The organism is Zoogloea oleivorans, assembly GCF_008107625.1.
GTDB lineage: Bacteria > Pseudomonadota > Gammaproteobacteria > Burkholderiales > Rhodocyclaceae > Zoogloea > Zoogloea oleivorans.
The window spans coordinates 236,965-249,053 of sequence record NZ_SDKK01000005.1 but is presented as its reverse complement, the minus strand read 5'-3'; the positions used below and the strand labels follow the sequence as shown (position 1 = coordinate 249,053).

8 protein-coding genes and 1 pseudogene are annotated in these 12,089 nt (G+C 60.0%); 2 read left to right on the top strand and 7 right to left on the bottom strand.

Translation table 11 applies throughout. The features are described 5' to 3' along the window. Window position 1: 1 nt before the first annotated feature. From ETQ85_RS07185 to ETQ85_RS07165, 6 genes are read right to left on the bottom strand one after another with little or no spacing between them, the layout of a single operon-like run. Window positions 2-3,355, bottom strand: coding sequence for an Eco57I restriction-modification methylase domain-containing protein (locus tag ETQ85_RS07185; protein WP_148578352.1), 3,354 nt, complete (start codon window positions 3,353-3,355; stop codon window positions 2-4). Window positions 3,356-3,368: 13 nt separating this feature from the next. After that, window positions 3,369-6,809: a BREX system P-loop protein BrxC gene (brxC, locus tag ETQ85_RS07180; RefSeq protein WP_148578351.1), complete on the bottom strand. Its 3,441-nt coding sequence runs from the start codon at window positions 6,807-6,809 to the stop codon at window positions 3,369-3,371. Between the two features lie 13 nt (window positions 6,810-6,822). Further along, entirely contained in the window at window positions 6,823-7,374 is a 552-nt protein-coding gene (locus ETQ85_RS07175) for a BREX protein BrxB domain-containing protein (protein ID WP_148578350.1), read from the bottom strand. Continuing rightward, window positions 7,361-8,161, bottom strand: coding sequence for a hypothetical protein (locus ETQ85_RS07170; RefSeq protein WP_148578349.1), 801 nt, complete (start codon window positions 8,159-8,161; stop codon window positions 7,361-7,363). Before ETQ85_RS07170 ends, ETQ85_RS07175 begins: the two co-directional genes overlap by 14 nt. A gap of 40 nt (window positions 8,162-8,201) precedes the next feature. After that, the gene (locus ETQ85_RS26145) at window positions 8,202-8,342 is read right to left on the bottom strand and encodes a hypothetical protein (RefSeq protein ID WP_187394615.1); all 141 of its coding nucleotides are present in this window, start codon (window positions 8,340-8,342) and stop codon (window positions 8,202-8,204) included. 41 nt (window positions 8,343-8,383) lie between these two features. Next, window positions 8,384-9,304 (bottom strand): helix-turn-helix transcriptional regulator, encoded by a 921-nt coding sequence (locus tag ETQ85_RS07165; protein WP_148578348.1) that lies wholly within the window; start codon window positions 9,302-9,304, stop codon window positions 8,384-8,386. A 239-nt stretch (window positions 9,305-9,543) separates the two neighbouring features. Here ETQ85_RS07165 and ETQ85_RS07160 point away from each other — a divergent pair. Beyond that, window positions 9,544-10,477: pseudogene (locus tag ETQ85_RS07160) on the top strand (IS5 family transposase). A gap of 108 nt (window positions 10,478-10,585) precedes the next feature. Here ETQ85_RS07160 and ETQ85_RS07155 read toward each other — a convergent pair. After that, window positions 10,586-11,002 (bottom strand): hypothetical protein, encoded by a 417-nt coding sequence (locus ETQ85_RS07155; RefSeq protein WP_148578347.1) that lies wholly within the window; start codon window positions 11,000-11,002, stop codon window positions 10,586-10,588. Between the two features lie 77 nt (window positions 11,003-11,079). Between ETQ85_RS07155 and ETQ85_RS07150 the strand changes: the two genes are divergently transcribed. Continuing rightward, window positions 11,080-11,313 (top strand): helix-turn-helix domain-containing protein, encoded by a 234-nt coding sequence (locus tag ETQ85_RS07150; protein ID WP_148578346.1) that lies wholly within the window; start codon window positions 11,080-11,082, stop codon window positions 11,311-11,313. The last annotated feature ends 776 nt before the right edge of the window (window positions 11,314-12,089 follow it).

The following is a 12,089-nucleotide window of genomic DNA, read 5'->3' as shown; positions in this document are numbered from 1 at the left end:
CTTAAGCCTTTCCCTGTTTGGCGCGAGCCGCGTGCTTCTCAGCCAACATCAAGTGGTGATCGTTGATCCGGTCGCCCTTTTTGCCCCCGTACTTGGGTCCGAGTTCATACCAGGGCGCGTCGAAGGAATCAGCGCCGCGATCCTTCTCCCAATGAAGGCTCTTCGGCAGGTCGCGCAACACGCCTGCTCCACGCTTGCCTACGTCTGTTACTGAGAGGAAGGGGCGGATGTTCATGCGCACCCCGTCGTTCAAGTCAGGGTTCCAGCCGATCGGCTGCTCCTCGATCGGCTTCCATCGCACGAAGATGTCGTAGGGCGCTTCGCCCGCCAGGATCAGCTCCAAGCGCTTCTTCAATGCCTCTGCTGCAGCCAACTTTTCCTGGGCACCATCTACGCCGTTGTCCGCATCGCGCTTCTGGCGGCCGATCCAGTCACCCAGGTAGGTGTAGATCAAGGACTCCAGCGCCTTGTAGTCGAGCTTGTGATAGTTCACCAACGCGGCGAAGCCGTCGCGCAGTCCATCCCACACATGCCACACGAAGGGTCGGTTGCCAAACAGAGCGCAGTGCTGGATGAAGAACTTGTCGCGGAGCCAGCTTTCCAGAGACTTTCCTGCGTGGTCGGCAGCAGTCAGCAGCTGCGCTACGACGTCGTTACTCCAACCCTCGCCATAGGCCGCGGCCATCAGATTCAGTAGTCTGTCGGTTGCTGACGATTCCCGGCCTACGGGCGGAATGCAGACGATCCCATCTCTATCCTCGTGACCAGATAAATTCTTACTGCGGCCTACCCATTCCAACGCCTCACTAGACAAGTCCATCTTGTCCTGTGTTTCAGCGGGCCACCGGTAGCCGACCAGGCGTGCGACCGCTACTTGAAGTGGATCGATCGAAGGAACTGGGTGCCCATGAAATACCCACTGCGTCGGATCATCTGAATATGGTTTTGGCAGGCCATGGGGATAGCGGACACCTGCCTCTTCGCGCCATCTTGAAAAATCCACTTCAATCTTTGAGACGTACCCGTTATCAACGCTCAGTTTCGGGTTGATTGCCCTCAGTCCATCAAAGAACTCTGTAGACGTGCAAAAGCACCATACCGCAGGCAGATCCTGAGGGTCTTTTGGAATGATCACCGGGGTCGAATTTGAGAAGAGGTGCCCAGAGTAGAGGGTGGCGGGCAGACTACGCATCTGGCCGATAGCCACACCCTTTCTGCCCCACGCGGAATCCCCTCGAATTGCAGCCCCGTCGAAAGTCTCAACGTCATTCCAAAGCACAACAGACTCTCGCCCCCCGTAGGGCTTTGTCTTGTCGCTTGGGCCTTGAAAGAATCGAACGGACGTCCAATCGTTGCATTCCCAGAAGTGGCGAACGAATCGGAAGTTATCGCCAGTTGACGTGCCTTGAAAGCATCCTGCATATGCGGCAAATAGCGTTTGACCGGTGAACTCGCCAAGGGAAACGATCGCATCGGGATTTCTGAGTAATCCCCGCTGGTTGACGGAAACAACTCCGCCAGTCCTCAAGCACCTGGCTTTTTCTTGGGGTGACGTAAGAGCGCTTGCATCGATACCCTGCAGAGCCTGGTCTGGCTTCGCCGGCGTATTCGTGGTTGTCAGCAGAATCGTAAAGGCACCGGCTGCTTGCGGGCTGTCAAAGCCGTACTCATCGATGCGCGCGAGCAAATTCCAGCTAAGCCTGTTAAGAAGATGCTCACGTTGTTTCTTATACGTGGTTAGGAATAGCCAGTTTTGGGGCATAACGATTTGCACAACCCCAGCGGAACTTTGATGGCCAAGTTCAATGCACCGATCTAGAAATACATTCGCCAGGTCACCCTTCGTGGCTGGGTAATTTGCTTCGCAAAATTCCCTCAGTTCATCGCAGAGCTCATTTAGCTTCTTGTATGGAACATTCGTGATAACTAGGTGATACCGCGCGTCAAGTAAATGTGCGGCCTCAAGCAATCCTTGAGCGCTCAGCGCTAACTCCCAGCGGTCATCGCCCTCGTCTAAGAGACTTGCGGGCCGTTCAGTGGCCAGGGCTTTACGCAACAAGGTCCGCAACGTCTCATAGCTGGAGGTGGCGAGGTCATTCTTCAGGCTACGTGCCGGGTCAAGCAGGCTGCCAAGCAGTGGTGCATCAGAGAAGCTGGCGTGCAGTTGTCGCAACTCCTGCCGCACGTAATCGGCGTTGGGTGCTTCGTTGGGAACCAGCGCCTCCCAGTCCTGCGCCTTGGCCGCGACCTTGAGGCCACAGCACGCGATATTGGGTGCCGGAATTTCCCGCACACCAAGCGGCCTGCCCGACGCGTCGGAGTAGCGCCAAGCTTCCAGGGCCACCGCGAACACGGCGATCTCCACGCAGCGCGGATCCAGCTCCAGCCCATGGATGTTCTCGGCCAGGACGCGATTCACCGCCTCCTTGGCGGTCAGGCCCTCCGCCGCCATGCGCATCGGCACCAGCATCAGGAAGGCGGCCACCAGGAAGTGACCTGAGCCGCAGCACGGGTCGAGCAGCTTGAAGTCGGCCAGCGAGTCGGGCCAGCCTTCGAACTTGCCTGCGGCTGGCGTGCCGTCTTCTAGAGTGCGGAAGTAGTCGAGCTTGACCGGACATGGCTTACCCGGGTGCCGGGTGGCCCACCAGGCGCCGAGCGAGTTGTGCAGCAAGAAGGCCACCATGTATGGCTCGGTGAAGAGCTGGGTGACGGCGGGCAACTCGTCGGCACCGATCTTCACTTCCGACTTGTTGATGCGCTCCTTGTTGTCGGCCTGCCAGAACTGGTACACCCAGCCCAGGCTGTCGCTGGCCTTGAAGACGACATCGGGCAGGTCCTTGAGCAGACGTTCCAGTTCGCTCTGGTGCTCGGGCGCAAAGGTCAGCTCGAACACCGGCGAGCCGGGCTTGAACACCTGCGGCAGCATGCGGGCGGCCAACTTGCCGGCCAGCTCCCAGCCGCTCTTGGCGCCTTCGTCGGGGGCCAGCTCATCGCACTCTTCGATGGTGACAGCCACGCCGTCGTACATCAGCAAGTTGTTGTCAGCCAGGAAGCGCGCGAACAGCATGCGGTGCCAGTGCTGGTAGGCCACTTCTTGCACCAGGTGCTGCACCTCCTGCTTGCCATAGGTCGGGTTGGTGCTCTTCGAGTCACGGGCGTCACCGAGCTGCTTGCCGTGGGTGCGCAGGCGGTTGCGCAGCGCCTTCTCGGCATCGCTCAGAAAGGCCTCGGGTTTGTCGTGGCCAACGCCCAGTTGTTCCACAGCCGCGTGTGCAGCGGCCTCAGCGACCGTGCGGGCCGCTTTGACGGTCTTCTCCAGCGCGCCGCGCAGGTCTTTGTCGAGTGCTTGCATCATGGGAAGTCAGGCCTCAGTGAAGGATGACCGGGCCTTTTTTCAGGGCCTGTGCGATGGTCTGTTTGGCGTCCAGCAGCCAGGCCTCGATGTCTTCGTCGGTCTTGATGGTGCGGTGAGGCAGCTTGACGAACTGCGCCTTGGGCTCCATCAATTCGGCGGCAGCCACCAGCACCGCGTCAAAGCGCGAGTCGATGGCGGCCACACGATCAGCAAACGACGACAGCGACAAACGATCGACCGTGGCCAGCACCTCGTCGGTGTTGGCCACTTGCACCTTGGGTGCGTCGGTGAGGGTCAGTTTCTGAGCGGCCAGCAGGCTGTTGCGCTGCTCAGGCTCCAGCTGCTTCCAGTTGGTGTCGGCGTCCAGGCGCGCCATGCCGTTCTTGTGGCGGGTCTGGTAGTCGGCGTGCAGCCGGTTCAGTTCGTCGCGGAGCAACTGCGTCAGACTGGCCACCAGGGGGGTGACGGGGTCAGGCTCCTCCAGCAGTTGGCGTTGCTGCTCAAGGTGCGTGACCTGCGCCACCAAGACTTCGGCACCCGATAGTCCATTGGCCTGGGCCAGCAGGCGCTTGAGCGTGTTCCAGGCGGGCAGGCGCTTCTCGATGCGCTCGGCCAGATCCGTCCAGGTGTCGATGGCGGCGCTGAGTTCGTCGCGCTGGTTGTACAGGGCCAGCAGCTGCTCGTTGCCTGCTGTCAGGCGGATTTCTTCCAGTGTGGTGGTCGCGGGGCGCGCCGGTCGTGGGGCCTCGCCCCCGGCGCGGTTGGCCAGCTCTTGCGCGCTGACCAGGAACTGCGGCACGTGGGCCAGCTCTTCGCCCTGCTTGGCGGTGAGGCCGACCTTTTGCAGCACCTTGCGGATCTGGATGCGCTGCGCAGCCGAGACGGTGGCGGACTCGACCTTGAACATGGTCTTGCCGATGACCTTGCGCTCCAGGTCTTTCGGGTCGATGGTCTGACCCTTGTCGTCCTGGGCGCGGATCAGCCCGGCCACCAGCAGCACCTGCAAGCCGCCGTCCACCGCGTCGCCCGGCCAGCCGTAGGTGGCGCCTTCAAAGTTCTTGCGGATGTCGATGCCCTTCTTGCCGCCGGCAATGAAGGCCAGGATGGCTTTGCACACCGGGTTCTTGGCGGGCTCACCGTCGTCGCCCACGCTCTTGAGGGCGTCCGGCGCACCCTTTTGCGCCTTCTCGTAGACCTTGGGCCAACCGGCGTGGTCCGCGATGTGGAACTGCGGGTAGAGCCGCTGCAGCGCGTTGGTGGCGGCCTCCAGCGTCATGTCCTGAAGGTCGTTGCCCAGAATCTCGTTGCCGCCGCCTTGAAAGACGCGGGCGCCAGAGAAGGCCTCTTGCAGCAGTTCGCGGATCTTGCCTTCAGCGGTCTGCTTGGTGGTCTCCATGGCCGAGCGGGCCTCGGTGCCCTCGGCGGTGTTTGGTACGCCGCGCTTGTCCAGCGTGGCGCTGGCGGCTTTGAAGTCGATCAGGTAGTGGCGCAGGTCATCGGCCGAGCGCTTGGGGATGAACACGAACACGGTGGGCGACTGGTTGCCCGCCTGGCGAGCGTCGGCACGCACCGAGTTTTCGTCGATGCTCCAGCCATCTCGCACCCAGACGCAGACTTTCTCGCTGGCGTCGCCCGGCAGTTGGGCGTCGAACACCGGGAAGATGTCGCGCGTGACCTTTGAAGTGCCTTGGGTGAGCGAGAGCTTGCGAACCATCTCACCGAAGCGGCGGCGGATGCGATCGTCGCGCTCCGCGTCCACGCGATGGGCTTCGTTGGCCAGGCTGTTGCGTTGACTCAGAAACTCGTCGTTCCAGGCGGCGCTCTCTTCGGTCTGGATGCGGTACTCGTCACCGACCTTCATCAGCAATTCGCACTTGTCCAGGATGCCGGGCAACTTGCTGCGTAGGGCACTGGATCCCTGCGTCAGGTCTTCAACCAAGAGGTCGGCCAGCGTGTCGAGCGTGGCGTGGATGCCGATCTCGTTGTTGCTGCTGGCCAGCTTGTTGATCAGGAACACCAGGCCACAGGCCCGCGCCATGAGGCGTTGGTCCTCGGTCCCCTTGATCCAGACCATGGTCCGCTCGTGGACCTTGCGCGGCAGGATGCGCGACTGCAGCAGCTTGTCGGCCGCATCGAAGTAGAGGTAGTCCGCCGGTACGACGCTGCCGACCGGTGCGTCCACATTGGTCTGGATGACCTTGTGGATCATCGAGAGCTGGTTGCGCAACTGGCTGTCGGTACCGGTCTGGTCGAGCACTCGCAGGGTGTTTTCCCAAAAGCGGCGGCGTACCGGAAGGATCGGGTAGTCCTGCGGGAAGAACTGGATGTCGTCCGGGCGGTGACCAATGGTGGTGCCAGCCAGGTGGCGCGAGATCTCGCCCAGGTTGGTTTGCATCACCTTCTCGACCGGCGCCTTGGCTTCTGGCTTCTTCGCCAGGATCACCTGACGAATCACCGCATCCACATCCGCGTCGGACAACTCCACGCGGACCGTGAATCGGCCTTCCAGTTTCTTCAGGTTCGAGGTGCCGTTGACGGCAGTTTGCCCCGTGCCGATGAACAGCATCTTGGCTCCGATGTTCTTGGAGCACGCCTCGACGGTTTCTTGGACATCGATGGAGCGCTGGCTGTCTTCGCCGATGTACTGCTGGACCTCATCAATGACGACCAAGGTGAGTGGAAATTTTCCGTCCCGAGTCAGTGCCTGTTTGATGGCTTTGATCATGTCGACGCTCGACACGTCTTGCACATAGGGGTAAAGGTTGTTCAGCGTGTCAACGCACGAGGAGGTCGATGTGAACAGATTGGGCTTGGCCTTGACCAGCGCCGCGTGCAGACCTTCTGCGACGTAGAAGTTGTCCAGCTCTTCGTTCCAGTCGTGCCCACCTTGCTCTACAAAGCCACGCACGGTGTCGTAGATGTTTTCGTGCTTGAGCCACATCACGAAGCGCGCCACCGGATACTGCTCGGGCAAGCCGACCGAATTGAAAATAATGCCGAGCAATGCCATGCGGGCAGATTTGTCGCGCGACTTCGATCCCAAGGTGCCTGATGCGGCATGCACACCACCGTGCCGCTTGCCCTGGTTCGTCAATTCCTTGAGCTGATCGGTCACGCTTTGCGGCAGTGAAGCGATACCGCGCGCGGTCGCCCCGTCCTCGAATTTGGTGTCCACCCAGAGGGCACGCAGCATCTTGACCATGTGCGACTTGCCGGAGCCGTAGAAGCCACTGACCCACACCGCAGGCTGCTGCGCCTGTTCGATGTTCTTCAGGTAGGTTTCCAGAATGTGGACCAGGCCCTTTTCGTATTGCCCATCACAGACAAAGGTGTCCAGCTCGTACCGGAGGACCGACAGCGCCTGGTTGGTCGTCTCGTCATTGACGCTGGCCACGCCCTCGTTGACCAGCTTGCGAGTCGACGGGTCCTTTTGGTAAATGTCGCGATTGAGCATGTTTTCCCCTTAATCAGAATTCTTTGTCTGCGGTGATCGGCACGGCCAGGTAGTTCCAGCCGTCGTACCCGTCCAGCAAGCGGTAGTTGTTGTCTTCGTAGCTGCCGGGAAAGAACACCAGCAGACGTCCCTTTACCTTGGGTGCGAGCTTGTCCACGACTTCCTTGACCTTCAGGAAGCCGAACAGAGAGCCGACGCCCTGAAGCGCCACGACAAAATCCGTGCTGACGTTCTTGTCCTGCAGGAAGGTCTCGAACTCGGCTTCGATGTGGCTGAGGTACTTGGGCAGCAGCGTGGACAGCAGGTTGGGCTTTTGGAAGTAGCTCTTGGCGTAGCGTTGGGACGCCAGCCAGTTTGGGAACGAGTCCGTCAGATCGAACAAGGCCCAGTCGTGGCCCGCCGCACGGGTGGCGATCTCAAACTCGTCGACTTTGGCCCGCAGCCGCAGTTCTTCCGTCTCGTGGTAAACGCAGAAGATGACACGCTGAGCGGCGGCGGCGTCATCGCGCCATGGCACAGCCACGTACTTGCTGTAGGACTGGGTCAATCGCTTAATTCTGCTCACGGAGCCACTCCATTTCCTGCGCAGTGATCAGGTTCGGGAAAAGCACCTCGACTACCTGGCCGACGCGCTTGAGCGAGATCCAGCCCCGGCGCGAGGCGTCCTCGGCCAACTCGATCGTCTTTTCGAATGAACAGTCGAGCATCCGGGTGAAGTCGCTCTTGAAAAGCGACTCGCCGCGCAGACCGCTGACGTAGCCCAGAAGCAGTGCCAACGAGACCGTGCCTGGCGTCGCCACCGCACGGGCCCGCACCTTGCGGACGCGGCCAGCCAGGTGACCCGATTGGGTCCAGGACGAGTTGATGTTCTGCGCGGTGGACTTGAGCGTGGCCTTGCTGAAGCGCCCCGGCTCTTGTGCATCGATGAACTCTTCCATCCCCTCACGGGTGACGGTGGCGCCTTCCTGGAAATCCAGGACAAAGGGGGCTGTAGCCCGAAGAATCGGGTCACGCGAGAACGCACACAGCGCAGCCAATAACGGCTGCCCGTCAACATCGCGCTGCCAGAAGAAACGCAGGGCACGGAACACCAACAAGCTGGGATCGAGCGCGTAGAGGTCGGCCAGGTGCCGGAACGTCAACGTCCGCGTCTTGCCCGAGCGCTTGCCCAGGCAATTGGCGGTCTGGATGGCTTCCAGGTAGTCGGCCCTGGCCGCGTTGGTGGCGTCCACAAAGGACAGCAGGGCTCGCAGCTCGGCGAGCATCATCGTCCGAGCGGTATGGACCCCGCCGCGCTCATAACTGAACCCGAGGCGCTCCAGTTTGTTGTTGTATTTACTCTCTAGGTTCACGTTGAGGTCAGTCCTGGAATTTATTTCGCATCTTCATGGTTCACTCGAAGAGGGTGGACTGTTTGACGATGTAGCCCGCTTGCCTCTTCCGCTTCTCGATCACGCCTTCGTCGACAAGACGCTGCAACCACGCCTTGGCCTGGGCTGTGGACACGTTCAGCGTGGTGGCGACCCGAGCCAATCCGGAGCAGCTCCAGGGCACATTGTGGGTTGTAGGTCATGTCACGGCTCTCCCTTGTTCTGATCGGGAGAGCGGTAGCCCGGTGCCAACACAGCGCTCTTGACGCCATAGAGCGCCAACGGATCCTTCAGCCACAGCCGGAACTCATGTCCATGCAGGCTATGGTCCGGTGAGCAATCCACGCTCCACTTGCGCAGGATGTAGCCGGCTGTCGCCGCGCGCAGCTTCATGCGCAGCGTCCCGCCTTGCATCCCGTAGTCCATCGCCGTGATCTCAGGACGTGGCTGATCCGGGTGGGGGACGAGCTCAAGCTCCACGATGCGCGTCCACTGGATGTCCTGGTCGCTAAGTTCGTGCGCTTCGGGCTTTTCTCCCTTCAGGACCCTGGGGTGCCTTATCCGCGTGATCACGAAGTCGCGAAACTCCTGTGACTTCCGGTCGAAGGCCCGGACATGCCACCTCAGACCGTTGTCGATCAGCGCAAACGGCACGATCTGGCGTTCGACCTGGCCATTTGAGATGGAGTGGTACTCAATCGCCAGGGGGCATTCCTGGTGGATCGCCCGAGTCACGCTGGCCAGTACGTCCAGGTCCGGGTGGGTCAGCCGCGAAGGACTCTCGCAGGCCACCCACGCCTTGAGCCGCATCGGCTCGCCATCTCCGAAGCCTTGAGTTAACCAGGACAGCACCCGACCTGGGGGAAAGTCGAAGACCGCCCGGAAGGCTGGACCCAAGACGTAGGTCTTGGCTTTGGCGTCATAGTCGATGTTGCCCGGGGCCAGCTCTTTGTAGAGAGCTAGATCCCGGCTGGCCGCTGCCGACTGGATACCAAAACGTGCGACCAGATCCTGGCGACGGATCTCCCCAATGAAGCGCACGCGCAACTCCACGAACGCGAGGCGGTCGCGCTGCGGCTGGGTGAGTTCTGCAAGCTGCTCATTCAGCGTCTTGAGGTTGCGCATCGAGTCAGCGAAAGCTTATGCGAATCATTTTAAAAGCATACGATCTGCACTATCGCCTGTCTACAAGCACGTTACGGTTTGTTGGTCCGTCGCTTTGCAATAACCATTTTCGACGCCCGGAACTTCATCTAGGACATATTTAACCTAGCTTTTTCGCCAGGGCACACCGGCCTTGTTGCATAACCCTCTAGCAGCCCCCTCCCAACCCCGACGTGTCGCGCTTGGTAGACTGTGCCTGGATGAACCCGAACAAGACCCGCTACCGCACAACCAACTGGCCTGAATACAACCGCAGCCTGCAGAACCGGGGCAGCCTGACGGTCTGGATTTCACCGGACATCCTCTGGCTCGACGGCGCTCGGCGCGGCGCGCAGGGGCGCCCGAAGGTCTACAGCGATGCGGCCATTCAGGCCATCCTGACGCTGAAGGTCGTATTCAAACTCGCATTGCGGCAGGCCCGAGGGCTGGTCAGCAGCCTGTTGAAGCTTCTGGAACTGGACTGGCCGGTGCCGTGTTTCAGCACGGTGAGCCGCCGGCAAGCCACGTTGACGGTCAAGATTCCCCATCGTCGCCAGACCGGTCCGCTGCACCTGCTGGTCGACAGCACGGGCATCAAAATCTGCGGCGAGGGCGAGTGGAAAGTCAAAAAACACGGTGCCGAATACCATCGTTCGTGGCGCAAGGTTCATTTGGCCATCGATGCCGAGACCCTGGATGTGCGAGCAGTGGAAATGACCGACCACCGTCAAGGTGACGCCGTCCAGACTGAAGAATTGCTCGCTCAACTCGGCCCTGACGAGCCGCTGGGAAGTTTCAGTGGTGACGGCGCTTACGATACGCGGGGCGTCTATCGGGCGGCGCACGCGCGGGGGGGCGCAAGTCATTGTGCCGCCCCGCCGCAACGGCAAGCCCTGGAATGACAAAGCGCCTTTCGTCCATGCCCGCAATGAAACGCTGGCGGCGGCCCGGTACCTGGGATGGCCGCTCTGGAAGAAATGGAGCGGCTACCATCGGCGTAGTTTGGTCGAGACGACCATGCTGCGCTTCAAGTTATTAGGGGAGCGACTGGCCGCTCGAGCGCCGGAGCGCCAAGCTGCAGAAGTGCATGTGCGCTGCGCGATTCTGAATACGTTCAACCGGCTTGGCATGCCGGTTACAGTCGCTCAGGCCTGAAGTCCGTCTGGGGTTGGGGTTGCTTGGCTTGAGCCAGGGTTATGCAACAACGCCGGGCACACCCAAAAAGCAGGCATGCCGGATCAGCCTCAGACACTACCAAGTAGTTTACGGTGCGCGTTTGAAGACCTGGACGGTGTAGTCGGACTCATTGAACGGCTCTTCTCCCAAGCTGAAGTGGAGCGTACGCCCGTCAGTCAGCTTGAACAGCATCTTCATGGGATTACTCGGCGACGAACAAACGCTGTCAAGGACGTCGAGTTCAAAGGCATCCGAACCATTCACATATCCCGGCGAAAGCAGGAAAACGCGCTTCAAAACGCCTGCGTCGGAAGTACTCACGTGATCACGCAGCACGTTGAGGCTGGACGTCATTCTGTGCGTGACAAAATCACCATCCTCTGTTTGGGATACGATCTCCAGCATAAAAAAAGGTGCATCGACCCCGAATTCTATCCATTTCCAGAGGCGAACGTTGGGATCGTACTGTATGGGAAAGATTGCTGAATGATGAGTTTGGAACATGGCAAGCAAATCCACAGATGAGAGAATGTAGATTATATTCCGTGGACTGACAGTCTCACCGCCGGCATTGTTTGCTGGTGACAAAATCCTTTGACAACCTTCGCTCTGAACTTGCCAACGAGATCAAACAGTCTCGTCGGCTACTTGGATTAACTCAAGAGGCCTTGGCTTTACAAGCGGAGGTGGATCGGACCTATGTCTCCCAGTTGGAACGAGGAATTGCTAACCCTTCGATTCTGATTCTTCATAGGATATCGATGGTACTGGGCATGAACTTGTCGATACGCCTGCGTGGGACGAGCGATCAGTAGCTCTCCCACATCCTCAGCTTAAGTAAGACATCCCCAAACCACTAACAAAGCCCAAAGCCCCCAACCATCGGGGGCTTCGTTTGTTAATCTTGACATGCCCAAGCCTGCTACCTCCACAGCCCAGACCGAACTGGAAATGGTGACGTCTGAGCAACGGAACTACTCACTGAGCGGCGCCCCGCCCTGCCGCGACACTACCCAGCATGGTCGACAGGGTGGAATGTTAGATTTTGAGTGAGGGATCACATCAGAAAGAGAGCGGCGGCCTAGCGGCCATGCATGGCACGCGGAGTTGGTGCGCTTTGCCGCAAGTGGCTTTGGGATCGAGCCGTTCCGCGCCTGCGAGGGCCTCAGCTCATCGAGCTTCAGGCAGGTAGCGTAGCCTCCTCACGAAACGAGCCCCACAGCAGATCGGCATCAGGCCATGGCGCGGAAGCACCATTACGATACCGATGTCGGTCGAATCCTGCGCGAGAGCAAAGCTATGGCTCTCCTGGCGGCATCCAAGGCCTGGCCGCACGAGTTTCCGACAGCCATCCGCGTGCACGCGACACCGCGGACTGGACAAAATAAATTGCCCCTAGCAGGTCGATGCAAAACGCCGAGAAACCGCGCAGGCCGGTCCCTTCGCTATTTGATTTCTCATGACTTCATTCCCGGAATTGGCTTCCCAATCCCGTTTTGATGCCCATCGAATGGGCCGGGGAATGGGCTTTCGCCCAATTCCGGGTGCCGCTTCATGCCGCACTCCCCGCACTCTGCAATTTCGCAATTCG

Excerpts from the sequence above, each read along its gene's own strand:
- ETQ85_RS07185 (WP_148578352.1), bottom strand. The coding sequence starts at position 3,355 with ATGATGCAAGCACTCGACAAAGACCTGCGCGGCGCGCTGGAGAAGACC.
- brxC (WP_148578351.1), bottom strand. The coding sequence starts at position 6,809 with ATGCTCAATCGCGACATTTACCAAAAGGACCCGTCGACTCGCAAGCTG.
- ETQ85_RS07165 (WP_148578348.1), bottom strand. The coding sequence starts at position 9,304 with ATGCGCAACCTCAAGACGCTGAATGAGCAGCTTGCAGAACTCACCCAG.
- ETQ85_RS07155 (WP_148578347.1), bottom strand. The coding sequence starts at position 11,002 with ATGTTCCAAACTCATCATTCAGCAATCTTTCCCATACAGTACGATCCC.